The organism is Lachnospira pectinoschiza, assembly GCF_900103815.1.
In the GTDB taxonomy this organism is placed as follows: Bacteria; Bacillota; Clostridia; order Lachnospirales; family Lachnospiraceae; genus Lachnospira; species Lachnospira pectinoschiza_B.
This window is the reverse complement of record NZ_FNHZ01000003.1, coordinates 162,985-189,653: the sequence shown is the minus strand read 5'-3', so window position 1 is coordinate 189,653 and position 26,669 is coordinate 162,985. Positions and strand designations below refer to the sequence as shown.

The following is a 26,669-nucleotide window of genomic DNA, read 5'->3' as shown; positions in this document are numbered from 1 at the left end:
TTGGGGAAATTTGTTGTATAATAAATGTACAACAATCGTGGGAATTAAATAAAACTAATTGGGGTAGCATGGGGAGGTGGCTTACATCCAATAGAATGGGGGTATTATGAATTCAGCGGAAGAATTACTGGATTATAACAGCCGTATATTGGAAGTAGTAAACTACTTTAAGCGAAAGGTCAAAGAAATAGGTGCAGATACATCTGATGACAACCTCGACGATATTTTGCTAAATCTTTCAGATGAATCTGGTTTAAGTGAATTAATGATTGATCACTTAGACGAGATTTTAGATTCTTGCTCAGATAAGAAGATCGCCTTTTTTAACAGATTTGCCAATGTGATTATTGGCCTTGAAGAAGTTTCAGAACGTAAAATCAAAGCGGCATTATATAAGTTAAAGTCAGATGAGACAGGTGTAATTAATCTTAATTCCTGTCTAACTAAGGAAGAAATAAGAAATATTAATTTATATGGCGCATGCGTTGAGTTAAAAGAAGCTGTTAGGAATATTAAGAGGGCAAGAGTTTTAAAGACTATCTATTTTATTGCTACATTTATCCTTGTAATGACATGGGGATATGTGATAAATAGGGAAATAAACAACGTGTTTGGCCTTGAGATTGCAACGGTTGCCTGGGCATTACTTGCCCCTATGATGGAACCTCACTATAGTAAGAAGAAGTCCTTTTTAGCCTTCTTTGAATTAGTGAATCTAACAAGAATGATTATGCTTGTAGCATCTAGTGTAATGATTGTATCAATGAATTATCTTATGTATGGATCAATTTCCTGCGGATTATTTTCATTGCTTTTAATCTATATTTTATTTGTGGCCTACATGCATGATTTTAGAAAAAGTAATTAGATATAAATGAATATAAAAATGAATAAAATTATAAGGGAACGACATCAGGTTTTGCTATTTTGTCGTTCCTTTTTTTACCCCTAAAAAGTTATTGTGAAATTTGACTATAGCAGGTACTATTTTTAATACAATACTTTATATATTCGGAGTTTATCAACACGAAAAATTAGGTTTAAACAGGCATAAATAAAGGATTTCTTCCTCTTTATGAAGGTACTAATTTCAAAATAGGACTAGTACCAGGGTACTAAATTTTTAGTTGACATCCACATAGAGTGGGTGTAATATAAACCTACATTAAAGACGGGCTAAAATTTAATATAATAGGGATGGGAGAGAGTAAAGAGATGTTAAAGAAGAAGTTTGGAAAGAAACTTTCAATTGCATTAGCAAGCTCGATTGTTGTAATTGCTGGAGGAATTGCTGTTTTTGCCAGTGTAAATCCTAATTTTTTTCAATCAAATGCTAATCAGGATTTAGCAGCTAATGTAGAGGATGTGATTGAAACGGAAAGCTATACAGAAACAACTGTAGAAGAGGTTACTGAAGAAATTACAACTCAGGAGCTTGAAACTGAGAGTTATGTAGAAGAAACAACAACAGCAACAGTAGCTGCTGTGACAGAAGAGGCAACTACACAGCCAACAGAGGCCCTTACAGAAGAGACGACAAGTGAGGTGCTTTCAGGAGACGCTGCGTATGCTGCACAAGCTAAGGCGAATGCATCAACTTATAGTTCATATATTAATGAAGTTTATAGTTTAATTAATGATCTTAGAGCGAGCCAAGGACTTGGGGCTGTAAGCTTAGATCAGACTATTACCTTAGCAGCTTGTCATAGAGCCTATGAGAATGCTGTTAATAACTTCTTTGTTGTGGATTCCACAACAGGACATCACATGAGGCCGAATGGCAGTAAAGCATCAACGATTGCATCATATTATGGTTTAGCAGGATCGTTTGGTGAAGTGATGGGAAGATACCAAACAAGTCCTAGTGGAATTGTTGATGGATGGATAGGATCTCCATCTCATTATAATGTTTTAGTTTCCTCTAAATACACCAGAGTGGGTGTTGGAGTAGCCCAGGATAGTGAAGGTAATTACTATTGGGTGGCTATATTTATGAATTAATTTTTTGACAATTTAATATGACCCGATATTAAGTTCATAGTGAAGCCCTACGGTTCCCCAAGGTCTAAATGGCCTGTTTAGAGCTTTATGAAAGCTAATTAAAGGGTTTCATTGAATAATGAAGACGTGTCACGAGTGGCAAGCCTGGGTGCGGACGAAGTTTATCCGCATGGCAGAAACCCCACCTTGACACGTCTTTTACTTGACACTATTTTTGTTTTCGTGGAAAATATTAATACATTTGCAAAGGGAGGAAGAATATGAAGAAGTATAAGAATATCGTATTTGATATAGGTAATGTATTAATGGGCTATAGATGGCAGGAGATGCTAACAGATGATTACGGTCTTGATAAGGAAAGAGTAGAAGAGTTTGGACCAAGAATTTTTACAGATAAGTTATGGCTTGAGTTTGATAGAGGGGTTATGACTTATGAGGAGATTGTTGATACTTATAAGAAGAAATATCCTAAGGATGCTGACATTTTAGACTGGTTTTTTACTAATGCTCATCTTATGAGAGTTAAAAGAGAAGATGTATGGGAGCTTGTAAGACAGTTAAAGTCTAAGGGCTATGGCATTTACATTTTATCAAACTATTCAAAGGACCTTCTTGATTCTCATGCAAAGGACGCTAGCTTTTGGAATTATGTAGATGGCAAGATGGTTTCTTATATGGTGCATGAATTAAAGCCGGATTTAGCAATTTATCAGGCACTTTTTAATAAATACGAATTAGATCCAAGCACATGTCTTTTCCTTGATGATAGAAAGGAAAATGTTGAGGGCTCAATTAAGGCTGGCATGGATAGCGTGGTTATTGAATCTAAGGAACAGCTAGTGGATTTACTAGAAGAGTTAATTGCTTGCTAAAAAATCTAAAACAAAAGTGTGACTTTATAGGCATTATACCTAGAAATATAGGTATAATGCCTTTTTTATAGGTTCAAGGTACTATTGAAGAAATTTTAATAATTAAATATTATAAAGATGTTGGTCAAAGGGGGTCTGCAAATTGACTAACGTAATTAATGTTTAGATACTTAGGAGGTATTATGGCAAAATTTATGAGACTTAAGCCTAGGTCTAGGGGGACCAAAAAGCTAGCATCTTTATTTATGGCTAGTTTAACGGTAACAAGCATGCTTTTTGGCGGATTGCTTGGAACAGTAGCAAATACTACAAAAACAGAGGCTGCTACAAGCAGCGCAGTAACGGTTGAATACTTAAACAGGGGTGTAACAGCATTCAACACAGGTTCAGGCATGATTGTAAGCTGGCGTATGCTAGCAAGTGACTCTTCAAACACAGTATTTAAATTGTATAGAGACAATTCTCTCATATATACGAGTAACGCAGGGGATGCAACTTGCTATATTGATAAGAATGGAAATGCTAACTCAAACTACAGAGTAGATACTTATGTAAATAACGTAAAAAAATCCACTGATTCACCAGTGGTAAAATCAGATAAGTCCTACTTAGAGTTAAAGCTTGATAAGCCAGGCTCTGGCTATACTCCAAATGACGCATCTGTTGGGGATGTTGATGGAGATGGAACTTATGAAATATTTTTAAAATGGGACCCATCTAATTCAAAGGATAACTCTCAGTCAGGAAAGACAGACAATGTCTACATCGATTGCTATAAGCTAGATGGCACAAGACTTTGGAGAGTTGATTTAGGTAAAAATATTAGAGCCGGCGCTCATTATACTCAGTTTTTAGTAGCTGATTTTGATGGGGATGGCAAGGCAGAAATGACTTGTAAGACAGCCGATGGCACAAAGGATGGCAAGGGCAATGTAATTGGAAATGCCAGCGCAGACTACAGAAATTCCAAGGGCTATATTCTTTCAGGTCCAGAGTATTACTCACTTTTTGATGGCCAGACAGGAGCAGTTTTAGATACAGTAAATTACACACCAGCAAGAGGCAGCGTAAAGAGCTGGGGTGATTCTTATGGAAACAGAGTGGACCGTTTTCTTGGGGCTGTTATGTATATTGACTCTGATCATCCTACTGCAGTTACTTGTAGAGGCTATTACACAAGAATGACAGCTACAGCCTATGATGTAGTTAATAAGAAGTTAAAGCTTCGTTGGACTTTTGATACTAATGATTCTGCCAATTCCTACGCAGCAGGTAATGGTAATCATAACTGTATGCCAGCTGATGTAGATGGTGATGGCAAGCAGGAGCTTATCTTTGGTGGCCTTTGTCTGGATGATGATGGCAGTATTAAGTGGTGCACAAAGCTTGGCCACGGCGATGCCCTTCATGTAGGTGATTTCCTTCCAAATAGAGCAGGCCTTGAAGTTTGGACTTGTCACGAGGAAAAGCCCTACGGCGTATCTTTACTAGATGCCAAGACTGGTAAGCAGATTTTCCACTACAATGCCAGCGCAGACACAGGTAGAGCCCTTGCAGGTAATATCTATGCCGGCAACTACGGAGCAGAATTTTTCTCAACTGCATCTTCTAACGTTTACAATTCATCAGGCACAAGTATTGCCATAAACCGCCCTTCAGTAAACTTCCTTTGCTACTGGGATGGGGATTTGGAAAATGAATTGCTAGACGGAACTAAGATTACTAAATATATAAGTAGCTCTAAGATTAGTACTTTATTCTCAAGTAGTGAAATAGCTTCTAATAACTCAACTAAGGCAACACCTTGTCTTTGCGCAGATATTTTTGGCGACTGGAGAGAAGAAGTTATTTGGCAGACTGCAGATGGTAGCGCCATTAGAATTTATGAAACACCTTATGACACAGATTATAGAATTACAACTCTAATGCAGGACCCACAGTATAGAAATCAGGTGGCAGGACAAAATGTTGGCTATAACCAGCCAGCACACACAAGCTTCTATCTAGGTTCTGATGCAAGCCTTCCAACTTGGCCAAAGGTATCAGTAAGAGCAAAGTCAGGATCAAGCTCCGGCTCTAGCTCAAGCTCATCAACAGTATCCGCTTCAGCTATTGACCAGTCAAAGACTTACATGATTCAAAATGTAAACTCTGGCCTCTACTTAGAGGTTCAAAACGGAACTGCAGCAGCTGGTACAAATGTTGACCAGTGGGGAGCATATAGCGCTGGTGCCTATAATACTTGGAAGGTTAAGTACGGCGGTAGTGGTTATTACTACATTTACAGCTGTTTAGGAGACGGAAGCACATATCTACTTGACGTTGCTTATAATAGTGCTTCTAATGGTACTAACATTCAGATTTATACAGATACTGACAGCGATGCTCAGCTATTTAAGTTTTCAAAAAACTCAGACGGAAGCTATAAGATTTACACAAAGGCTTCTGCTGATAAGTCAGTTATTGAAATCGCTAACGGCTCAACTTCTTCTGGTGCAAATGTACAGGAGTATTCAATGAATGGCTATAACTGTCAGGATTGGCGATTAGTGGAGGTTTCAAACTAGGGCTTTAAATTAAAACCTATAGGAAAAGATTCTTATTAAGGGCTTTATTAAGAATTAGAATAAGAACTTTGTACAAGTTTATAATTTTTAGATTGCTATGATTTCTAATCTGCGATAATATATCATGTATAGGTCTAAACGAAAACCGAGTTTAGACCATTATAATGGTATAGATATTGACGGGAGGCTAAAATGGAAAATTATAGTATTAACACAAATTGTGTTCAGGCCGGTTACACACCAGCTAACGGAGAACCAAGACAGATTCCAATTATACAATCAACAACATTTAAGTATGATACAAGCGAGGATATGGGTAAGCTTTTTGACTTAGAGGCAAATGGCTATTTTTATACAAGATTACAGAACCCAACTAATGATCATGTAGCAGCTAAGATTGCAGCTCTTGAAGGCGGTAGCGCAGCAATGCTTACATCTTCAGGCCAGGCAGCTAACTTCTTTGCTTTATTTAACATTTGCGAATCTGGTAGCCATATTGTTGCATCATCATCAATTTATGGTGGTACATTTAACTTAATCGCAGTAACAATGAAGAAGATGGGTATTGATGTAACATTTGTAGAACCAGATGCTAGTGAAGAAGAATTAAACGCAGCATTTAAGGATAACACAAGAGCTATGTTTGGTGAGACAATTGCTAATCCAGCTCTTACAGTACTTGATATTGAGAAGTTCGCTAAGGTTGCTCACGAGCACGGCGTACCACTTATTGTAGATAACACATTCCCTACACCAGTTAATTGCAGACCTATTGAGTGGGGAGCTGATATCGTAACACATTCTACAACAAAGTACATGGATGGCCATGGTGCAGCAGTTGGTGGATGTATCGTTGATTCAGGTAAGTTTGATTGGATGGCTCATGCAGATAAGTTCCCAGGACTTTGCACACCAGATGATTCTTACCATGGAATTACTTATGCCGAAAAGTTTGGCAAGGAAGGTGCATTTATTACTAAGGCTACAGCACAGCTTATGAGAGATTTCGGTTCAATCCAGTCTCCTCAGAATGCCTTTATCTTAAACCTTGGTCTTGAATCACTTCACGTAAGAATGCCAAGACACGTTGAGAACGGTCAGGCAGTAGCTGAATTCTTAGAGGCACATCCAAAGGTTACTAAGGTTAATTACTCAGGCCTTAAGTCTGATAAGTACTATGAATTAGCTCAGAAGTACTTACCAAACGGTGGTTGTGGCGTAGTTTCTTTCGAACTTGCAGGAGGCAGAGATGCAGCCCAGAAGTTTATGAAGAACTTAAAGCTTGCAGCTATTGAAACACATGTAGCTGATGCTAGAACATGTTGCTTAAATCCTGCAACATCAACACATCGTCAGATGACAGATGAGCAGTTAGAGGCAGCAGGTATTCCAGCAGGTTTAGTTAGAATGTCATGTGGTCTTGAAGATAAGAAGGACTTAATCGCAGACTTAGCACAGGCACTTGATCAGATCTAATTAGCATAAATCTAAATTGTGCATTATAATTCAATAGTAAATAAGGAATCCTACCTCATTTTTTGAGGTAGGGTTTTTGTATTAATAACTAAGACGAGACCTAGTCTTGCCTGCAAAACACGAAAAATAAAAAAGGAAAAATTATGAAAAAGAATCTAAAAACAATGATTAGCTATTATAGCAAATATAAAGTGGTCTTTTGGTTAGATTTATTCTTTGCTGCTCTATCGGCAGCAATTGTACTTATAATTCCACTTATTGTGCGCTATGTAACTTCAAGCCTAATTTATGAAAGCCCGGACTTTATTATATCTAGAGGAAAATGGATCGCTCTTGGACTTATCTTTATGATATTAGTGGACTTTGGCTGTAAGTTTTATATTTCAAATATCGGCCATGTAATGGGCACTAAGATTGAATATGATATGAGAGCAGAGATTTTTGACCATTTACAGAAATTATCCTTTACCTTCTATGATAATCAGAAGGTAGGTGCCTTAATGTCAAGAATCACCAATGATTTGTTTGATATTACTGAGTTAATGCACCACGGCCCGGAAAACATTATTCTATCTGTAATTAAGATTGTAGGTGCGATTGTAATTTTAATATCTATAAATTATAAGTTAGCTATCGTCTCAATTGCAGTACTTCCCTTTATGTTTGCATTTTCATATGTATTAAATAAGAAAATGAGAGGGGCTTTTAAGAATAACCGAGCAAAGATTGCCGAAATCAACGGTCAGATAGAGGATAACTTATCTGGCATTAGAGTGGTTAAGTCCTTTGCTAACGAAGAAATCGAGAATAAGAAGTTTAAGGTGGGTAACCTAAATTTCCTTAATGCCAAGAAAAATAGCTACTTCTACATGGGTACTTTCCAGGCGGGAGTAGGCACTTTTACTACAATCGTGCAGGTGCTTGTAATCGTTACAGGAATTTTTCTTATTGCTAATAATAGCGTAACAGCCACAGATTTAGTGACTTTCATGCTTTATATTAGCGTGCTTACAGAGCCTATTAACACTTTGATTAATTTCACAGAGCAGTTCCAAAATGGTTACACAGGTTTTGAGAGATTCCGCGAAATTATGGATATTGTGCCTGATATTACTGATAAGAAGGGGGCTAAGCCACTTAATGTAACTGATGGCGAAATTGAGTTTAAGGACGTTTCCTTTAAATATGAGGATGCCACAGAAGAGGTTTTATCAAAGGTGGATTTAAAGGTGCCAGCAGGTGCTTATTATGCTCTAGTAGGTTCTTCTGGTGCAGGTAAAACAACCCTCTGCTCACTTATTCCTAGATTTTATGATGTAACTTCTGGATCTATTAAGATTGATGGAAAGGATGTTAGAGATGTAACTCTAAAGAGCCTTAGAAGTAATATTGGTATTGTCCAGCAGGATGTATATTTATTCTCAGGTACGATTTATGAAAATATTCTCTATGGTCGCCCAGATGCCACAAGAGAGGAAGTCATTGCAGCCGCTAAGAATGCCAACGCTCATGACTTTATTATGTCTATGCCAGATGGCTATGAAACAGACATCGGACAACGTGGTGTCAAGCTATCCGGTGGTCAAAAGCAGAGATTATCTATTGCAAGAGTTTTCTTAAAGAACCCTGCAATTCTTATTTTTGATGAGGCAACATCAGCCCTTGATAATGAGTCAGAAAAAGTGGTTCAGGATAGCCTTGAATCCCTTGCAGCTAACAGAACAACCATTGTAATTGCCCATAGACTCTCAACAATTAGAAATGCCCAAAAGATTTTAGTATTAACAGATAATGGCATTGAAGAAGAAGGAAGCCATAAGGAGCTTATGGAGAAGAATGGAATTTATCGTGGGCTTTATGATATGCAATTTAAAAATTAAAAAATGTATTATTGATTAATAAGAACACAGTGGCACGTTGTGTCACTGTGTTCTTTAAAAAGTAACGAATATAATTTAATTTGGTAAAAGATATTTTTTATTATTACTGATTTATGAAGGCTTCCTTTGCAAATTGTAAATCTGTTTGATTACTTTCTTTATATTCTTGGTTTTCTAGTGATTCGTTTCTAGCAATCATTGTATTATAGATTTCATGACTTTGAGTTTTAGAAATGATTTCTGGGAATACCTCAGCTACACCATAGAATTCGTCTTCAGTACAAGTCTTTAGAAAATCTATAGTTTCATCAATGTTGTTAGTAAGAATGTTAGTGAAAATATTCCAGCATTCTTCAAGAGCATAATCATCATTAATATCTAATTTGTTTCTTCTTTCTATAGTTTCTTTTAGTTTTGTTATATTCATTTATTTTTCCTCCTCAAAATAATTGTTTGATTTGAATCAGGGAATATGGTCGATATTTTTTTGTCGTTTTTCATTACACCAACTCTGACTCCTTTGTAAACACCCCATACTATACCATTAGTTATATTACGATTCTTAGGTATGTTGACGACATGATTCCCTGCACGTCGTATATCTTTCGATTTCCAATTTTGGGGAAACCATGCTTGATTTATACCTTTTCGTTTCTTTTTATTATAATGGTCTGGAATGTTTCCAACACGTACGCCATTAGAATATGTTTTTATTATATTATATTTTATCCCATATTTTATTAATCTCCTTTCTTTTTTCTAGTAGTCCAATCGTCATACTGTACGAATTTTGTATCGTTAGAATATTCTTGAAAAATGGAATCTGGCATTCTGCCATAGACAAGAACAACTTTAGGGTTTAACTCTTGAAGCATTGCATCTAATCCAGATTTAAAATAGTATTTGTCTTGTGAAGTCCTAATGCACCCATATGTACCAACAGATACAATACTGTGCTTAGGAGCACCTAAAAAAGCAACTTTTTCAGGCAGTTCACATTTTGTGAAAGTTCTTTCATCACCCCAACGAATATTGGGGATGACATATATGCCTTTTGATTGAAAATAAGCTCCAATAGCTCTATTAAAATAGGAATTTGCAATTTGTAAACACAGAGGCATATCTATATATAATGAACTATCAGGTGTGATAAATGCACTATAGTGAGACAATTCTTCATACATAGACTCTGGATTATAAATAAGTTCAGCAAAATGATAATCGTGTTCGTATTCGCAAATGGCGGTATCGAATGTATTAGCATATTTTCTCTTTAACATATTTTTTCAACTCCTTTGTAATGAATTTTTATAATATAATTTTCTCATTTATTTTTTTGTAAAAAAGTTCTTTCTTTAGGTAAGTGATATTAATCAGATGATGTATTTGTATAAATAAAAGATGGTTTTACAAATGATTTATATATGTTATATGAAAGGTAAATGCATTTACCTTTCGGTAAAATATGTTATACTTTTGTAGAAGGAGGTTGGATATATGAATTATGAAGAACATATAGGCGAAAATATAAGAAGTGTAAGATCAGCTCAAGGATTGTCACAACAAGCTGTAGCTGATTTATGTGGATTTTCAAATACAATCCTAAGTCAATATGAAAATGGGAAAAAGATACCTAATTTGGTTACAACTGCTAAGATAGCTAAAGCACTAAATGTAAGTATTGATCGATTGTATTATGGCGATGAGAATAATGCGTTTATTACAATGCAGTCAGATGATGGTAAAAAAATTGTGAATTCTATATATCTTTTATGGTCAAAAGGAGTTATTTATTATAATGGAAATCCTAATTATAGCTATGAGGCTATGATGTTGTCATCGTACGGAATTGATGAGCAGATTAATAAAAACGGATTATATCTTGAAATAATGAAACATCAAGAACCGATAAAAAGATTAATAAATCAATTAAATGAGTTTAAAGAAAGAAAAGATACTTATCAGACACCAGATAGATTTTTAGAAATGATACTCGATTCAGTTGCATCTGAAATTAATAAGGAAATTCAGAATTATAAAAATATGAGTAAAAAAGATAAATTTTTATATGGGAGATAACATGAAGAAATTCAGCTTGTATGACAAGGACATTAGGGAAGACTTATTCATATATCTAGAAGAACTATATGGGAAAATAAGAATTCTTGAAGAGGTGAATATAGGAGACTCAAGGGCGGATGCCGTTGGAATTATTGATGGCGCCTTAATAGGCATTGAGATAAAAAGTGACGCAGACACCTACACTAGGCTTAAAAGTCAGGTGAAGGACTACGATGCATTTTTTGATTACAATTACTTGGTGGTGGGCTCTAGTCACGGGGCTCACGCCATGGAGCATGTGCCAGATAACTGGGGAATTATAAGCGTAGAATTAGTGGAAGACCGCCTAGATTTCTACATTTTAAGGGCTACTAGTCCTAATGAAAATGTATCTCTAGCCCATAAACTAAGCCTACTTTGGAGACCAGAGCTTGCTCATATTCAACAAATTATGGGAATGCATAAGTACGACTATAAAAGTAAGGCTTTTGTAAGGGAAAAGATTCTTGATACAGTTCCCAAGGAAAGACTAGATGATTTAATAAGTGAAGAACTTTTTGAAAGAGATTATGAGATTATAAGGCAGCAGATTAATGACTTTAGAGAATCTAAGGGCTTAAAGAAAAGAAGAAATTTAAAAAGAAGAGTACGTAGAAAGAAAAAGAAGCTTTAAGGGAAGTGGTATGATCCCTCTTAAGTAGACAAGGTAAATAACCCAATCTACTTAAGGGGGATTTTTTATGTCTAAATCAAAATGGTCTGCTGAATTTAGGACTCTAAACTTTAACGGGGTAACTTGTCAGACAACTATTGATTAATTGTCTGTCTTGTTATACAATGAAAATGCGATAAAGCGTATAAAAACGTCGTTTTTAAAGATAATAAAGTTATCAGACAACGCTAAGCAAAGGTATAAGAATAGGATAGAAATTAAAGAGTATAAGAGGGGTTATGGGAAAGAAAATTAAAGATAAGTTTAAGGCTATCTTTGGGCGTTTTGTGGCTTCAAAGAAAGCAATTGTGATTACAGTAGTTACAGGTCTAGCAGTAATTGGCGTTATAACTACATTTGCAGTATTAGCAGTTAATGCAAGAAATAAGAATACAGAAATTGCTAGTGAGGAAATAACGGAAGTGATAGAGACTGAAGTTAGCACTGAAGAGCCTAGTCTTGAAACTGTGGAGACAGAGACAGAATCTACAACAGAGGAAGTGACAACACAAGAGACAACTACTGAAACAGCTGCGGCAGTTGTGGCTGCAAGTAATTATATTCAGGTAACTAATAAGACGGGTTCACCAAGTCTTGATTATGATACAACAGGTCCGGTTTTCCTATCATCTGATGAAGTAAGCGTAGTGGTGGGAAGCGATTTTAACCTAGATCAGTTAGTAAGTTATGGAGACTATTACGATGCTTGTCCTAATTTAAGCTATTCAGGTTATGTGGATACCAATACTCTTGGTAGCTATAGCATTGTGGCTAAATTAACAGACGCATCTGGCAATGAGACAACTAAGAATATGACTATTAATGTGGTGTCTTCAAAGCCTTCAGAAACAGATAATAGAACAAGAATTAACTATAGTGACTTTATGGCAACTTATGCTGCCGATAATGTGCATTTTGGTATAGATGTATCAAGATGGCAGGGCACTATTGATTTTAATGCCGTAAAAGCGGCAGGTGCAGAATTTGTAATCATAAGAATTGGAGGCTGGGATGGCTCCGAGCTTTATAGGGATTCTTGTTATGACTACAATATCAAGGCGGCAAAGGAAGCAGGCCTAAAGGTAGGAGTATATTTTCATTCAAATGATAACACGGTCTCTGGTATGACAACTCACTCTCAGCAGTTACTTTCCATGCTTGATGGGGTGGAGCTAGATTTTCCAGTGGCTTTTGACTGGGAGAGCTGGTCGAGATTTCAGAAGTACAACATGAGTTTTCAGACTCTAAACCAGCTTTTCTATACTTTCCACGACACATTAGCTGCCGGGGGTTATAGTACTATGTTGTACTCTAGTAAATACTACCTAGAAAATTTCTGGGATAACGTGTATAATTATCCGGTTTGGCTAGCAAATTACGTGACACATACTAGCTATGCAGGTAGTTATTCTATCTGGCAGGTTAATAACATTGGTCGAATCGATGGAGTTGGCGGAGACGTAGATTTAGATATTTATTATGGCTCTTTTAATTAGAGTCAAAGGAGTGTAGAAATGAGCAGTATTAAAGTAATGGATGTTAAAGCAGAAATTATAAGTGACAACGACAAAGAAGCTGCCGCTTTAAGAGAAGAAGTTAGAAAGAATAAGGTCTTTTTTGTAAACCTCATGGCCAGTCCAGGGGCAGGAAAGACTACAACTTTGGTTAGAACTATTAACGCACTTAAAAGTAAATACAGAATTGGCGTTATGGAAGCTGATGTAGATTCTTTAGTAGATGCCAAGACTATTGAGGAGACAGGGGCTAAGGTGGTGCAGCTGCACACTGGTGGCGCTTGTCATATGGATGTTGCCATGACTAAGTCTGGCCTTGATTTACTTGATTGCAAGGATCTTGATTTGGTATTCCTTGAAAATGTAGGTAACTTGGTATGTCCTGCGGAATTTGACGTAGGGGCTAACAAAAGGGTAATGATTTTATCTGTGCCAGAAGGCGATGATAAGGCCCTAAAGTATCCATTGATGTTTGAAGTTAGCGACCTTTTATTAGTCAACAAGATTGACTGTCTTGAGGTATTTGATTTTAATTTTGATGCCTTAAAGGAAAATGTATCTAAGCTTAACAAGAATCTTGAGATAATTCCAGTATCTTCCCTTACAGGCGAAGGCTTTGATAAGTGGATTGATTGGTTAGACAAGGAAGTAGACAATTTCTTAAAGGATGCTAGAAAGGACAGATAAATGAAGGTTGTTGAATTACATAAAAGTGTGACAGAGTCTAATGATAGGGACGCTAATGATTTAAGAAAAGAATTAAAGGAAAGAAAGGTTTGTCTTGTGAATTTAATGAGTAGCCCTGGGGCTGGCAAGACAACACTTCTAGCTAAGACAGTAACTGACCTTAAAGATCAGTTAAAGATAGGCGTAATTGAGGCTGACATTGCATCGGATGTGGATGCTATAAAGATTTCTAATCAGGGTGCTAAAAGCATTCAGGTGCATACAGATGGAATGTGTCATATGGACGCAGGCATGACAAAGCGAGGTGTAGACGAGCTTGGAGTTGACGAGCTTGATTTGGTCTTCCTTGAAAATGTTGGCAATTTAATCTGCCCTGCGGAATTTGACACAGGGGCACATAAAAACGTAATGATTTTATCTGTGCCAGAAGGTGATGATAAGCCTTTAAAGTATCCTTTGATGTTTGAGAGAGCCGACGCGCTTTTACTTACAAAGATGGACACAATTAAGTTTTTTAATTTCGATTTAGAAAAATGTATAGATCAGGTTAAAAAACTAAATCCTAATATTAACATTTTCCCAGTATCTGCTAAGACTGGCGAGGGTATGGATAAGTGGGAAGCGTATCTAAAATCAACTATCTTTTAGAGAAAGGAACGAATATGCAGATCGAAAATAAAGAAAATCTTTCGCAAAGAACAGCTAGCTGCCTAAAGACAATGATAGTAGACAAGAATAAGTATAAGCCTGGCGAAAAGTTGCCTAATGAAAATGTATTAGCTGACGAGTTGAAGGTTTCTAGAACTACATTAAGAGAAGCAATAAGAATTCTTGTATCAGAAGGTTTATTGACAGTTTACAGAGGACGAGGCACATATGTTTCTGATGTCCTTAATCAGTACGTAGAAGGTGGCACAATCCATATGGAAGATGCCCTTGCTATGAAGGTGACATTAAGAGATTTATATGAAGCAAGACTAATAATAGAGCCGGAGGCAGCAGCCCTTGCAGCAAAGAGAGCAACAGATGAGGAAATCAAGGAAATTCTAAGACTTGGAGATATTTGCCAAAAGCAGATAAAAAAGAACCCTAAGTCAAAGAAAAGAATTGAGTCAGAGACAAATTTTCATGGAGCTATTATGAAGGCTTCACACAACGACTTTTTAACACAGTTTATACCTGTGCTTACAGAAACTATTGAGAAGACATTTGCATTAGAAGAAAATCTAGATATGATTGCACAGGATGCTTATAATGACCACATTGTAATTATGAAGTTCTTAGAAAGAAGAGATTCAGACGGACTTAAAAGTGCAAGCATAATGCATCTTAGACATGCCTTATGGAATGAGAATTTAACAGACAGTATTTAAAGTTAAATAGATATTAAAAACGACAATTAAAACAAAACAGAGAATTAAAAGATAAGAAGCTAGGAGATTAATATTTTCGTTAATTTCCTAGTTTTTTAATTTATGTTTCTAGTTTTATTGAATAAAAACTATCGACTTGGTATAATAATTATAACTATAATTACGTGAAAATTTGAAAGGGGTAACCGTATGTTTAGTCAATTATTTGGTAAGTATTTGATTGAGACTGACGTTATTTCAGAAGAAGAATTAGATGAAATAATAAAAAGCCTAAGAGACACAAGAGCTAAGATTGGATTCTTAGCTGTAGCTAAGGGAATGCTAACAGAGACAGAAGCAAGTGAAATCAATAGACTGCAGGCCTTAGAGGATGCTAGGTTTGGCGATATTGCTGTAAGCAAGGGCTTCCTTTCTCAGCAACAACTAGATGAGCTTTTAAAGGATCAAAACGATGAGTATGTAAAATTTATACAGGTTTTAAGCGAAGAAAAAAATATATCTATGCCGGAAATTAATGGCTTTGTAGAAGATTTTAAAAAGCAAAAAGGCTTTGATGATAAGGAGATAGAGGCCCTTAAGGCCAATGATGTAGACGCTATTGTGCCTATATTTGCCTTTGCCTCAAAAGCACATATAACAGATTTAGTTGCCCTTGTGCTTAGAAACTTGACTAGATTTGTATCTACAGATTATTACATTGAGAAGATCCAGAGAGTAAAGGAGATGGACTACAATGCCTTTACTTGTATGGAGTTAAAGGGCGATGCAAATATACATCTAGGTTTTTTAGCAGATGATGACGTAACTGGTCTTACCCTTATTGCCAATAGATTTGCAGGAGAGGAATATCCTGATTTAGATGAAGAAGTCTTTGATTCCGTAGGTGAATTTCTTAATTGTATAGCTGGACTTTTTGCAACAAATGCATCACATAAGGGAGTTAAACTAGAGATTTTACCACAGTTTACCTATGAAAATCAGACTGCCATTGCAGATGCCTATGTCCTACCAATTTACATAGAGGGCAGAGAAGTATTTTTCTATGTAACTCTTGATGAGGAGGCAATGGTAGGTAAAAATCCTATGGATGTTAGTGGCGAATTAGTAGAAGGTAGCGTAGAAACTGCAGATAGTAAGGGCAGAATCGTTATTGTTGATGACTCTGGCCTTTCAAGAAATGTCCTAAGAAAGATTTTAGAGGACAACAACTTTACAGTTGTATGTGAGGCATCAGATGGCGTGGAGGCAGTGGAAGCCTACCTAGACTATAAGCCAGATATCATTACCCTTGATATTACTATGCCACATCTAAACGGTAATGAAGCTTTAAAGCAGATTATTAAGGCTGATCCTGATGCAAATGTAATTATGATCACTGCTGCAGGACAGGAAAATAAGATTATCGATGCCTTAAAGGCAGGCGCTAAGCGCTTTATTACAAAGCCATTTTCAGAAAGTGACATTTTAAAAAATGTCAATGAAGTACTTGGCCTCTAGAAAAAATATTATATTTTTGAAAAAATGTGTTGACTTTAGAATATACATGAGTTATTATAGTTGTCAGACAACCACTAAGAGTTGTTATACAACCTAAGATACAAGCGCAAAACTCTACCGTTATGAGGAAGGAAGATGCTTTGAGTTTGGATAGGAATAAACACATTTTATGGAGGTATAGAAAAATGGCAGAAGCAAGAATTTTCTATGAGTCAGATTGTAACGTAAGCTTACTTGAGGGTAAGACAATTGCAATCATTGGTTATGGTAGTCAGGGCCATGCACACGCTCTTAATTTAAAGGAATCAGGCTGTAATGTTATTATTGGTCTTTACGAAGGTTCTAAGTCTTGGAAGAGAGCAGAAGAGCAGGGCTTTACAGTATATACAGCAGCAGAAGCTGCTAAGAAGGCAGATATTATCATGATTCTTATCAACGATGAGAAGCAGGCTAAGTTATACAAGGAAGATATCGCTCCTAACTTAGAGCCAGGTAACATGTTAATGTTCGCTCATGGTTTCAATGTTCATTTCGGTTTAATTAAGGCTCCAGAGGGCGTTGATGTAACAATGATCGCACCTAAGGCACCAGGACATACAGTACGTTCTGAATATCAGGCTGGCAAGGGTACACCTTGTTTAGTAGCTGTTGAGCAGGATGGTACAGGTAAGGCTCTTGATATGGCACTTGCATATGGCGCAGGTATCGGTGGAGCTAGAGCTGGTATCCTTGAGACAACATTTAGAACAGAGACAGAAACTGACCTCTTTGGTGAGCAGGCTGTTCTTTGTGGTGGTGTTTGTGCATTAATGCAGGCTGGTTTCGAAACATTAGTAGAAGCTGGTTATGACCCACGTAACGCATACTTCGAATGCGTACACGAAATGAAGTTAATCGTAGACCTTATTTATCAGTCAGGTTTTGCAGGTATGAGATATTCAATCTCTAACACAGCAGAATACGGTGATTACATTACAGGTCCTAAGATTGTAACAGAAGATACTAAGAAGGCTATGAAGAAGATCCTTTCTGATATTCAGGATGGAACATTTGCTAAGGACTTCTTATTAGATATGTCTGAGGCTGGTGGACAGGTTCACTTCAAGGCTATGAGAAAGCTTGCAGCTGAACATCCAGCAGAGAAGGTTGGTGCTGACATTAGAAAGCTTTACAGCTGGAATAATGAAAGCGATAAATTAATTAACAACTAATTTTCGATATAAGTAAATGTGTTTTGAGGGAGAAGCGATAATCGTAAGGTTATCGCTTTTCTCTCGTTTTGCATTGTTTAAGAGATTCTCATGTATAGAGATTTTTATGTATTTAGTAAGGTATTTAATAGCTCGTTTACTTCCTCCATTTGCATAGGTTTTGCAAGGAAGCCATCAAAGCCCATATTACTGTAATTTGCCTTGTCTTCAACATTAGTATTGGCAGTCATAATAACTACTGGTGTTTGATTATTTGGACAAGTTGTCAGACCTCTTAGTCTCTTTAATAGACCTGGACCTGAAAGCTTTGGCATTAAGTCATCTAAAAAGATCAGGTCATATTTATTCTTTTGCAAATCTTTTAAAGCCTCTAAGCTATCATTAAAACTAAAGATACTAGCCCCTGTTAGTTCAAAGAAGGCAGTGGCAACCTTTATATTAATATCGTTATCATCTACAATTAATAATTTCATACCCTTTAAATTAGGAGTAGATTTTAACTTCTTATCTTCTTCGGCATCAAAGTTTTCACGTAAGACTTTCCTATATTCTCTAATAGTAAGGTCATCTGCTACAAATTGATCAACCTTAATAGTAATAATAGTTCCATCACCATAGCTAGATCGAACAGAAATTTTACCATCCATGTTATCAAGAAGACGTTTTGTAATGGATAGACCAAGGCCTGTACCCTCGATGTTTCTTGTATTTTCCATATCCACACGTTTAAAGGATTCAAAGAGGTAAGGTAAATCCTCCTCTTTAATACCAATACCTGTATCTGAAACTACAAAGGTAAATTTAATATCTGTGCTAGATTTTATACCAAAGGCTGAAAAACGTACCTCACCAGTCTTTGTAAATTTAATGGCATTACTTAGGATATTGCTTAAAATCTGTCTTAAATGACTTTCATCACCAATAAGTAAATCTGGCAAATCCTCATCAATATCAAAGATGAAATCTAGATTTTTCATTTGAGCCTTTAGGCCGTAGGTAAATTTTAATTCGTCTAGTAATTCTGTTAAATGATACTCTGTTTCTACGATTTCAAGCTTACCAGCCTCAATCTTTGAAATGTCTAATACGTCATTGATGATGTGTAGTAAGCTGTTTCCTGCAATCTTCATATCATTGGCGTAAGAGCTAACGTTTTCTTCCTTAGTACTATTAATAATGATCTCATTAATACCAAGCATGGCATTCATTGGAGTCCTGATTTCATGGGACATGTTAGCTAGGAAACTTGACTTTGCTCTGTTGGCATTTTGTGCTGTTTCGTTGGCCTCCTTTAATTCATTCATGGTTTCAGACAGGGAGTTATAGTCTCTAGTTTCAAGGGAAAGATAGAGTATAAACAAACCAAAGGAAGAGAAAAGTCCTATGATTTTTAGCTGACCATGAAGTAGGGGCTGTGCAATAGCACCAAAAAGGGACATGATAAAGGTTATAATAAAGGCAACTCGTTCTCTGTGATACATTTTCTTAAAGCCTCTAACATAAACATACATGGCATAGATTGAGAAGTACATTGCTGGTAAATAACCGATTATGATGTAGTATTTCTGATTTACAAAAGTATTAGTGGCGTTGTCATAGTAATCTATAAGGTAAGTAAAAGGATTACTTATAATTAAAGCTAGTGATACAATTAAAACTAGGATATTAAATCTAATAATGATTTTTGAGGTATTACTAAGGGTGTAGTACTCCATATAGCGGGAGAAGTTGTACATTGTAGTTAAAGCAAAGAAAAACTGTATAGAGTTTACGAAGGCTTTAAGCAGGTCAAAGGAACTGTCAAGCTCAAGGATATAAGGCAGACTTACCTCAGATAGCACTAAAAGTAAGCAGCTTATAGCTGTAGCCTTGAAGGCTTTGGCAGTTTTAACATGCCTTAAAGATTGGTTCCAGGAATATATTATAATAATGGAATCAAAGATTATGGCTGCCATTTCGTATGAAATTCTTGGATATCTTAGAATGAAATCCATAGTAATTCCTCCTGTACATCGTCATACAAACTTAGTAATTGCTTATGCTTATCCCTAATTAGGGCAACGTTTGTGTTTATATTTTCTCCAGCAAGAATGGCCCTGCTAGCGTATTCCATCTCCATGGCGGCATCTGATAATTTAAAGGCGCCAATGGTTTTTGAATTAGATTTAAGGGAATGGGTTAAAATGTTATAAGAATCCCAATCCTGTTTATCATAGGCCTGACAAAGCTCAGTTCGCTTAGTTGGCTTAATCTTTATAAATTCATCTATTAAGGCACGGTACAAATCCTTGTCGTTTCTACAGTAGTTAAGACCGGCCTTCCAATCTACGCAAGTTTCACCATTATCACAAGAATTACTTGTCTTGCTAGTATTGATGCTTTCTGTCTTTATTGGCTGGCTAGTAGTGGTTGTATTAATAGTTTTGCTTTGAATGGCCTTACTTGAGCTAGCACTATCAATTAGGTCGCGTGGCAAGTAAGTAAGCAATATTCCCTTTAAACTAGAGGCATCTACAGGTTTGCTTAAATAGTCATTAAAACCGATGGAGATATATTTTTCCTTAGATCCAGAAAGGGCATCGGCTGTAAGAACAATAATCGGAGTTGCGTAGTTTATATTCTTTTTGTTAGCACGAATCTTTTTAAGAATCTGGGTTCCATCAATTATAGGCATGAAGGAATCAAGTAAAACCAAATCAAATTTATCTCTTTCAAGAATATCAAGTCCCTCAGGACCACCTCCGGCAGTAGTAATCTGGGCATAGGTAGATTTTAAAAAGCCGCAGGCCACCTTTAGGTTCATCTCATTGTCATCTACAATAAGAATCTTTGCCTTAGAGGCTGTAAAGTTGTCCTTAATCTTATCAAGATTAGTGATCTTTTGCTCATTTAGATATTCTTTAATAGTCATTAGAGAAGTGATAGGCTGGAGAATTTCCATGTAAAATGTAGTACCAAGGCCATAGTTTGAACGAACGCTAATGCTTCCGCCCATCATATCTATAGATTGCTTAACGATGGATAGACCAAGACCTGTACCTTCTACATTTTTATTCTTCTTTAAATCCACACGTCTATAGCTTTCAAAAAGGTGGGTTAAATCTTCTTTCTTAATTCCAATACCTGTATCGAAAATCTGCATTTTAAGCATAAGTAAATCGTCTTGTAAAGTTCCCCTAAGGGTAAAGACAATAGCTCCGCTAGAGGTATATTTTACTGAATTACTAAGGACATTAATTAGAACCTGCCTAATCTTTGCAGCATCACCAATTAGCTGATTTGGCAAGCTATCATCAATATCCATCATAAAAGGAATTCCCTTATCCTTAGCTCTTGTGCCTATAATTACATCTATATCCTTTATGATTTCTCCAAGATAATAGGGGCGGTTGTGAATCTCAATAGTACCCGCTTCAATCTTAGATATATCTAAAACCTCATTAACAATAGATAACAAGGCATTTCCTGCAGATTTAATGTGTTGTGCATTTTCAAGGGTAGCCACATCAAGGGACTCATCAATTATTAAATCGTTAAGGCCAAGAAAGGCATTAAGTGGGGTTCTTATTTCATGTGACATGTTAGCAAGGAAGGTACTCTTAGCTTTGTTTGCTAGGTCTGCCTCTTCTCTAGCAATCAGCAAATCTGCATTGGCTTTTAAAAGGTCTATGTAATCCTCAGTTTCAACTGTCATATATAGAATGAATAGGCCAACAGATACTAAGAGGCCAGTGATTGTGATTTCATCGTTAATTAAAGGCTGAACAATCATGCCGATAATGATAGTGCCAATGGTTAAGGCAAAGGTCATACGAATTCTTTTCTGGATTTGCTTATAGTTTCTAGCAAATACAAAGACGCTAAAAGAATAGGCATATACGGAGAATAAAATACCCACGGGATAAAACAGTGGTCCGTGAACATATTCGTGTACATCATAGTGATAAAGGGAAATAATGCCAGTAAATAGGTTAGTAATAAGCAGAAATATATATATAATAAAGACTAATATGTTAAATTTCCAAACGACTCTTTTTTCGAAGTTTCCAAAGGAGAGCTCAAAGTATGCTGCAAGACCGAAGGCTATGGTAATAATTAATACATAGACTAAGAGATTGAAAATGTTTATAAGATAGAAATTAAAAATATTTCCCGGTAAATCCTCGAGCCAAGAAGCGGAAGTTTCAATAATTGTCAAAAGGGTACCACAATAAAGAAGGACCTGAAAGGCTCTTCCTAATTTATTGACTCTTTTTACCTGAAGATTAGAGAAAAATATTAATATTATGTCAAATACTACAGCAGAAGCTTGAATATGAGCCTCTTCGTGTCTTAATAAAAATTCCAACATAAGTTATGTCTCCAAAATCTATTCAATTACCATACAAACTAAAGTTATTATATCACAGTTGTCTGTTAATTTAAATAATTGTTGGACTTTCTTAAACAAAAATTCAATCTTATAGGCTAGATTTATTATTTAATAAAGTGTATAATAAAGCAATTTATAAGACAAAGATTTGTAAATAACTATTGTTAGAAGATATAGAAAGATAAAACGAGGAAGTATATGAAGATATTTGAAACACATGCTCACTTTGATGATGAGTGTTATGATGAGGACAGAGAAATTCTTATTGATGAAATGATTGGTGAGAATGGTATAATAGAATCAATTGTAAATGTTGGGGCTAGTTTTAAGGGTTGTAAGGACTCTGTAGAATTAGCTAATAAGTATGATCAGATTTATGCAGCCATTGGCTTGCATCCTGAAGATATAGAAAGTCTTGATGATGAGGTTATTGAATGGCTTACAAATCAAGTAAAGACTAATGAGAAGGTAGTGGCAATTGGAGAAATCGGACTTGATTATCACTATGATGAACCAGATAGAGAGCTTCAAAAGGAAGCCTTTAAAAGACAGCTTATTTTGGCCTCAGACCTTAATAAGCCAATAATTATTCACTCAAGAGATGCATGTAAGGATACACTAGACATTTTAAGAGATACACTAGATACAAGCGGTGAGCATGTTTATAAAAATGGCGGAATAATTCATTGTTATTCTTATTCAAAGGAAGCAGCCCTAGATTTCCTAGATCTTGGTTTTTACATTGGAGTAGGAGGAGTTGTAACCTTTAAGAATGCTAAGAAATTAAAGGAGGCCGTAAAGGTCATCCCTCTTGATAGATTAGTCCTTGAAACAGATAGTCCATATATGGCACCGGAACCTCACAGAGGTAGCAGAAACGATAGTAGAAATATTCAGTATGTAGCTGAAAAAATTGCTGAATTAAAGGAAGTATCAGCGCAGGAAATTATAGATATAACAAACCAGAATGCAAAAAAACTCTTTTGGAGGAACTAATGGACAAATCAAAACTACATAAACTTATTGATGTGGCAGCAGCAAGACAAGAAGCTGATTTGGTAATTAAGAACGGCAAGATTATTGATGTCTATCAGGGCAAGATAATTGAAGGCGATATTGCAATTTCCCATGACTATATAGCTGGTATTGGAAATTATAAGGGTAAGGAAGAGATTGATGTAGAGGGAGCTTATGTATCTCCCGGCTTTATTGATGGTCATATTCATATTGAGTCTTCCTATATGACACCAGAGGAATTTTCAAGACTAGTTGTACCTCTTGGAACAACAACAGTTATAACTGATCCCCACGAGATTACTAACGTGTGTGGAATTGATGGCCTTGATTACATGATTGAGGCAGCAGCAAGCACAGCCCTTGATATTAGAGTGATGGTGCCAAGCTGTGTACCAAGCACACCTTTTGAGAATTCCGGGGCAGTTGTAAGTGCAAAGGATATTGAAAATATTTTCAAAACAAGGAAAGTTCACGGCCTAGCTGAGTTTATGAACAGCGTAGGCGTTATTAATAATGATGAGGAATGTGTGGCAAAGTTAGCGGCAGCCCTTGAATCCGGCAGGGTTATTGATGGCCATGCCCCAGATGTTGCTGGAAATGAGCTTAATGCCTATATTGCAGCGGGCATCTCAACAGATCACGAGTGCAGCACAATAGAGGACATGGATAATAAGCTTTCTCGTGGCATGTATATTTTGCTTCGTCATGGCTCAGCTTGTCATGATTTAGAAAATCTACTTCCAGGGGTCAATGAAGAAAATTATAAGAGATGTCTTCTCTGCTCAGATGATAGACAGATTCATACTATCTTTGAGGAGGGCCATGTTGATGACTTAGTTAGAAGATGTATAAAGGCTGGAATTAAGCCAATTCATGCTATTAGAATGGCAACACTTAATGCAGCTGAGTGTTATGGCATTAAGGAAATTGGTGGAATTGCGCCGGGAAAGAAGGCTAATCTTGTGGTCTTTAATAATCTTGAGGACTTAAAGGCAGTAATGACTTTTATTGATGGTAAGCTTTGTGCTAAAGAGGGCAAATACTTACTTCCAGTTAAAAGAGTAGATGTTACAAAGGTTTCTTCTTCAGTTAATGTTAAAGATTTTAGTGAGGTTAAACTTAAATTAGAGTTAAAGTCTAATAGGGTTAAAACTATGAATATCTGCCCAGATGGGGTTTTAACTAAGGCTGGAGTTGAAGAGATTGAATTAGATGATAAGGGCGATTTTGTCTATAATAAGGATAAGGATATTGTAAAGATAGCAGTAGTTGAGAGGCATCATGGTACAGGAAATGTTGGAGTTGCATTTTTAAAGGAATTTGGAATTAAAGAGGGTGCAATTGCCCTATCTGTGGCTCACGATTCCCACAACATTATTGCTGTAGGCACTTCAAATGCTCAAATTGCTATGGCAGTTAATGAGGTTATAAAGATGACGGGTGGTATAGCTATTGTTCACAAGGATGAAGTAAAACACGCTATTCCGCTTACAGTGGCAGGAATTATGAGTACTGAAAATGCAGAGACTTTTAATGAGAAGCTAGCTGCCGCTCATAAATTTGCCCATGAGGTTTTAAAGGTGGATAAGGACAAGGACCCATTTATGGTGCTTTGCTTTATGGCACTTCCAGTAATTCCAGAACTTAAGATTACTGATATGGGACTTTTTGATGTAAATGAATTTAAATTTACAAGTCTTGAGGCCTAGAAGATTAGAAAGCTAGAGCTTAGAACTTGACCTTGCTATAAAAATTAATATAAAAAAGAAGCCAGTAGAAATTAATCTACTGGCTTTTCTTTATACGTCAATAGTAAAGCGGACATTCGGAATCCGCTTTGCTACTTCCTCATGAACGCAGTGGCACTTTGTGCCACCTGTCAGAAGGGGCTTTAACCCCTTCTGACACTAGTAAGCTTTATACCCCCGCTTAAAGCTTACGCTTTTGAAGCGGGGGATTGCTTACACTGCGTTCAAACCCTAAAAGAATATTCAAACCTTAATTAGCTAAAGTTAGTAACTAAAGATGCAATTCTAAGTGCGAATAATACGAATACAACCCACATAACTGGGCTAACGTCCTTAGCCTTCTTTGTGCAAACCTTTACGATTACCCAAGAAACAACGGCAAACATGATACCGTTTGAGATTGAGTATGTTAAAGGCATGATAAGAACTGCAAGGTAAGCACCAATAGCATCAGCTGCATCAGCCTCAAAGTTAATCTTTGTGATTGATGTAAGCATAAGCATACCAACATAGATAAGTGCTGGAGATGTAGCAAATGAAGGAATAGCAAGGAATACAGGGCTAAATAATAAAGCTACGATGAATAATAAACCTGAAACGCAAGCTGTAAGACCTGTCTTACCACCTTCAGCAACACCAGCTGAAGATTCTACGAATGATGTAACTGTTGATGTACCAAGACATGAACCAAGTACTGTACCAACAGCATCAGCCATAAATACTCTACCTACTCTTGGAAGAGTACCATCTTCTCTAAGTAACTTAGCCTTATCTGCAACACCTACTACAGTACCAACTGTATCGAAGAGGTCAACAAATAAGAAACTGAAAAGAATAGCGATGAACTGAATGAGGTGCTCACCAGCCCAAGCAAAGTTAAAGTGGAAGGCTGTTTCCTTAAGACCGCTGAAGCTTGAAACGCTAACAACGCCGCTAGGAATAAGTGAGTAAACACCAGCTTCTACGTCAACTACATACCAACCAATCTTCTCAGCAATGATACCAAGAATCCAAGTTGTAATAATACCAATAAGTACTGAACCCTTAACATGGTAGTGACTTAAAACTACGATGATAAGTAAACCAATCATACATAAAACTACGTCTGGTCTTGAGAAATCACCAAGATCTACAAGAGTTGAATCGCTAGCAACTGTTACGTTAGCACCCTTAAGACCGATGAAGGCGATGAATAAACCGATACCAGCAGTGATACCATACTTAACGTTCTGAGGAATACCGTTGATAATCTGTTCTCTAACCTTAAAGGCAGAAATAACGATGAAGATTACACCTTCAACGAAAACTGCTGTTAATGCAACTGTGAAAGCGTTAGCTCCCATATCTGATAATTCTGTTAAGCAAACTGTGTAAGCAAAATAAGCATTAAGGCCTAAACCAGCAGAAAGTACGATTGGGTAATTAGCCCAAAGACCCATAACAAATGTAGCAACAGCAGATGCTAAACATGTTGCGATGAATACACCATCCTGGTTCATAACTGTACCTAAGATGTTAGGATTTACAGCTAGGATGTAAGCCATGGCAAGGAATGTAGTAATACCGGCAATTACTTCGGTTTTTACATTAGTGCCGTGTTCTTTGAGTTTAAATGTTTTTTCAAGCATTTTGTTCTCTCTCTTTCTTTTTTTATAAATGTATTTTGCGCGATATTTACTAA

The 26,669-nt window shown here is 36.4% G+C and carries 22 protein-coding genes; 16 read left to right on the top strand and 6 right to left on the bottom strand.

Annotated elements, in window-relative coordinates:
• Positions 1-106 precede the first annotated feature (106 nt).
• The 6 genes from BLQ66_RS06630 (at position 107) to BLQ66_RS06605 (ending at position 8,796) form a co-directional block, all read left to right on the top strand.
• Complete coding sequence (locus BLQ66_RS06630; RefSeq protein WP_027431675.1) at positions 107-868, top strand: hypothetical protein; 762 nt, start codon at positions 107-109, stop codon at positions 866-868.
• 347 nt (positions 869-1,215) lie between these two features.
• On the top strand, positions 1,216-2,001 hold the full coding sequence (locus BLQ66_RS06625) for a CAP domain-containing protein (protein WP_074521493.1): 786 nt from the start codon (positions 1,216-1,218) through the stop codon (positions 1,999-2,001).
• A gap of 260 nt (positions 2,002-2,261) precedes the next feature.
• Entirely contained in the window at positions 2,262-2,873 is a 612-nt protein-coding gene (locus tag BLQ66_RS06620; protein ID WP_027431677.1) for an HAD family hydrolase, read from the top strand.
• Between the two features lie 182 nt (positions 2,874-3,055).
• Entirely contained in the window at positions 3,056-5,440 is a 2,385-nt protein-coding gene (locus BLQ66_RS06615; protein WP_074521492.1) for a rhamnogalacturonan lyase family protein, read from the top strand.
• Positions 5,441-5,632: 192 nt separating this feature from the next.
• The gene (locus tag BLQ66_RS06610) at positions 5,633-6,916 is read left to right on the top strand and encodes an O-acetylhomoserine aminocarboxypropyltransferase/cysteine synthase family protein (RefSeq protein ID WP_074521491.1); all 1,284 of its coding nucleotides are present in this window, start codon (positions 5,633-5,635) and stop codon (positions 6,914-6,916) included.
• Between the two features lie 143 nt (positions 6,917-7,059).
• A complete protein-coding gene (locus BLQ66_RS06605) occupies positions 7,060-8,796 on the top strand; it encodes an ABC transporter ATP-binding protein (protein WP_074521490.1) in 1,737 nt (578 codons plus the stop codon).
• Positions 8,797-8,899: 103 nt separating this feature from the next.
• Here the strand turns inward: BLQ66_RS06605 and BLQ66_RS06600 are convergent, their stop codons facing one another.
• Genes BLQ66_RS06600 through BLQ66_RS06590 form a run of 3 tightly spaced genes read right to left on the bottom strand, consistent with a single transcriptional unit; the run spans position 8,900 to position 10,076 of the window.
• Positions 8,900-9,223 (bottom strand): hypothetical protein, encoded by a 324-nt coding sequence (locus BLQ66_RS06600; RefSeq protein WP_051637182.1) that lies wholly within the window; start codon positions 9,221-9,223, stop codon positions 8,900-8,902.
• On the bottom strand, positions 9,220-9,525 hold the full coding sequence (locus BLQ66_RS12350; protein WP_074521568.1) for an EndoU domain-containing protein: 306 nt from the start codon (positions 9,523-9,525) through the stop codon (positions 9,220-9,222). Before BLQ66_RS12350 ends, BLQ66_RS06600 begins: the two co-directional genes overlap by 4 nt.
• An 11-nt stretch (positions 9,526-9,536) precedes the next feature.
• Positions 9,537-10,076 carry a DUF4417 domain-containing protein gene (locus tag BLQ66_RS06590; RefSeq protein WP_074521489.1) on the bottom strand — a complete coding sequence of 180 codons (540 nt, stop codon included), beginning with the start codon at positions 10,074-10,076 and terminating at the stop codon, positions 9,537-9,539.
• Positions 10,077-10,293: 217 nt separating this feature from the next.
• Between BLQ66_RS06590 and BLQ66_RS06585 the strand changes: the two genes are divergently transcribed.
• From BLQ66_RS06585 to ilvC, 8 genes are all read left to right on the top strand, one after another.
• Positions 10,294-10,875 carry a helix-turn-helix domain-containing protein gene (locus tag BLQ66_RS06585; RefSeq protein WP_074521488.1) on the top strand — a complete coding sequence of 194 codons (582 nt, stop codon included), beginning with the start codon at positions 10,294-10,296 and terminating at the stop codon, positions 10,873-10,875.
• Position 10,876: 1 nt separating this feature from the next.
• Entirely contained in the window at positions 10,877-11,530 is a 654-nt protein-coding gene (locus BLQ66_RS06580; RefSeq protein ID WP_074521487.1) for a sce7726 family protein, read from the top strand.
• Between the two features lie 278 nt (positions 11,531-11,808).
• Positions 11,809-13,065 (top strand): GH25 family lysozyme, encoded by a 1,257-nt coding sequence (locus BLQ66_RS06575; protein ID WP_074521486.1) that lies wholly within the window; start codon positions 11,809-11,811, stop codon positions 13,063-13,065.
• Positions 13,066-13,083: 18 nt separating this feature from the next.
• On the top strand, positions 13,084-13,770 hold the full coding sequence (gene hypB / locus BLQ66_RS06570; protein ID WP_074521485.1) for a hydrogenase nickel incorporation protein HypB: 687 nt from the start codon (positions 13,084-13,086) through the stop codon (positions 13,768-13,770).
• A complete protein-coding gene (hypB, locus tag BLQ66_RS06565; protein ID WP_074521484.1) occupies positions 13,771-14,418 on the top strand; it encodes a hydrogenase nickel incorporation protein HypB in 648 nt (215 codons plus the stop codon). It begins immediately after the preceding gene.
• Positions 14,419-14,432: 14 nt separating this feature from the next.
• Complete coding sequence (locus BLQ66_RS06560) at positions 14,433-15,143, top strand: FadR/GntR family transcriptional regulator (RefSeq protein WP_074521483.1); 711 nt, start codon at positions 14,433-14,435, stop codon at positions 15,141-15,143.
• Between the two features lie 189 nt (positions 15,144-15,332).
• Positions 15,333-16,640, top strand: coding sequence for a response regulator (locus BLQ66_RS06555; protein WP_074521482.1), 1,308 nt, complete (start codon positions 15,333-15,335; stop codon positions 16,638-16,640).
• Positions 16,641-16,762: 122 nt separating this feature from the next.
• Positions 16,763-17,851: a ketol-acid reductoisomerase gene (gene ilvC / locus BLQ66_RS06550; protein WP_083330294.1), complete on the top strand. Its 1,089-nt coding sequence runs from the start codon at positions 16,763-16,765 to the stop codon at positions 17,849-17,851.
• 104 nt (positions 17,852-17,955) lie between these two features.
• Here ilvC and BLQ66_RS06545 read toward each other — a convergent pair whose 3' ends face one another.
• Positions 17,956-19,845 (bottom strand): ATP-binding protein, encoded by a 1,890-nt coding sequence (locus tag BLQ66_RS06545; protein WP_074521480.1) that lies wholly within the window; start codon positions 19,843-19,845, stop codon positions 17,956-17,958.
• Positions 19,830-22,202 (bottom strand): hybrid sensor histidine kinase/response regulator, encoded by a 2,373-nt coding sequence (locus BLQ66_RS06540; RefSeq protein ID WP_074521479.1) that lies wholly within the window; start codon positions 22,200-22,202, stop codon positions 19,830-19,832. The genes BLQ66_RS06545 and BLQ66_RS06540 overlap by 16 nt, the downstream gene beginning before the upstream one ends.
• A 219-nt stretch (positions 22,203-22,421) precedes the next feature.
• Here BLQ66_RS06540 and BLQ66_RS06535 point away from each other — a divergent pair, with 219 nt between their 5' ends.
• Positions 22,422-23,219, top strand: coding sequence for a TatD family hydrolase (locus tag BLQ66_RS06535; protein ID WP_074521478.1), 798 nt, complete (start codon positions 22,422-22,424; stop codon positions 23,217-23,219).
• Positions 23,219-24,949: an adenine deaminase gene (ade, locus tag BLQ66_RS06530; protein ID WP_074521477.1), complete on the top strand. Its 1,731-nt coding sequence runs from the start codon at positions 23,219-23,221 to the stop codon at positions 24,947-24,949. Before BLQ66_RS06535 ends, ade begins: the two co-directional genes overlap by 1 nt.
• Before the next feature lie 293 nt (positions 24,950-25,242).
• Here ade and BLQ66_RS06525 read toward each other — a convergent pair whose 3' ends face one another.
• Entirely contained in the window at positions 25,243-26,616 is a 1,374-nt protein-coding gene (locus BLQ66_RS06525; protein WP_074521476.1) for an NCS2 family permease, read from the bottom strand.
• Between the last annotated feature and the right edge of the window lie 53 nt (positions 26,617-26,669).

Coding starts and splice junctions, on each gene's coding strand:
- BLQ66_RS06540 (WP_074521479.1), bottom strand. CDS start 22,202: ATGTTGGAATTTTTATTAAGACACGAAGAGGCTCATATTCAAGCTTCT.
- hypB (WP_074521484.1), top strand. CDS start 13,771: ATGAAGGTTGTTGAATTACATAAAAGTGTGACAGAGTCTAATGATAGG.
- BLQ66_RS06545 (WP_074521480.1), bottom strand. CDS start 19,845: ATGGATTTCATTCTAAGATATCCAAGAATTTCATACGAAATGGCAGCC.
- ilvC (WP_083330294.1), top strand. CDS start 16,763: ATGAGGAAGGAAGATGCTTTGAGTTTGGATAGGAATAAACACATTTTA.
- BLQ66_RS06625 (WP_074521493.1), top strand. CDS start 1,216: ATGTTAAAGAAGAAGTTTGGAAAGAAACTTTCAATTGCATTAGCAAGC.
- BLQ66_RS06610 (WP_074521491.1), top strand. CDS start 5,633: ATGGAAAATTATAGTATTAACACAAATTGTGTTCAGGCCGGTTACACA.
- BLQ66_RS06560 (WP_074521483.1), top strand. CDS start 14,433: ATGCAGATCGAAAATAAAGAAAATCTTTCGCAAAGAACAGCTAGCTGC.
- BLQ66_RS06555 (WP_074521482.1), top strand. CDS start 15,333: ATGTTTAGTCAATTATTTGGTAAGTATTTGATTGAGACTGACGTTATT.
- BLQ66_RS06580 (WP_074521487.1), top strand. CDS start 10,877: ATGAAGAAATTCAGCTTGTATGACAAGGACATTAGGGAAGACTTATTC.
- BLQ66_RS06525 (WP_074521476.1), bottom strand. CDS start 26,616: ATGCTTGAAAAAACATTTAAACTCAAAGAACACGGCACTAATGTAAAA.
- hypB (WP_074521485.1), top strand. CDS start 13,084: ATGAGCAGTATTAAAGTAATGGATGTTAAAGCAGAAATTATAAGTGAC.
- BLQ66_RS06600 (WP_051637182.1), bottom strand. CDS start 9,223: ATGAATATAACAAAACTAAAAGAAACTATAGAAAGAAGAAACAAATTA.
- BLQ66_RS06575 (WP_074521486.1), top strand. CDS start 11,809: ATGGGAAAGAAAATTAAAGATAAGTTTAAGGCTATCTTTGGGCGTTTT.
- ade (WP_074521477.1), top strand. CDS start 23,219: ATGGACAAATCAAAACTACATAAACTTATTGATGTGGCAGCAGCAAGA.
- BLQ66_RS06590 (WP_074521489.1), bottom strand. CDS start 10,076: ATGTTAAAGAGAAAATATGCTAATACATTCGATACCGCCATTTGCGAA.
- BLQ66_RS06630 (WP_027431675.1), top strand. CDS start 107: ATGAATTCAGCGGAAGAATTACTGGATTATAACAGCCGTATATTGGAA.
- BLQ66_RS06620 (WP_027431677.1), top strand. CDS start 2,262: ATGAAGAAGTATAAGAATATCGTATTTGATATAGGTAATGTATTAATG.
- BLQ66_RS06535 (WP_074521478.1), top strand. CDS start 22,422: ATGAAGATATTTGAAACACATGCTCACTTTGATGATGAGTGTTATGAT.
- BLQ66_RS06615 (WP_074521492.1), top strand. CDS start 3,056: ATGGCAAAATTTATGAGACTTAAGCCTAGGTCTAGGGGGACCAAAAAG.
- BLQ66_RS06605 (WP_074521490.1), top strand. CDS start 7,060: ATGAAAAAGAATCTAAAAACAATGATTAGCTATTATAGCAAATATAAA.
- BLQ66_RS06585 (WP_074521488.1), top strand. CDS start 10,294: ATGAATTATGAAGAACATATAGGCGAAAATATAAGAAGTGTAAGATCA.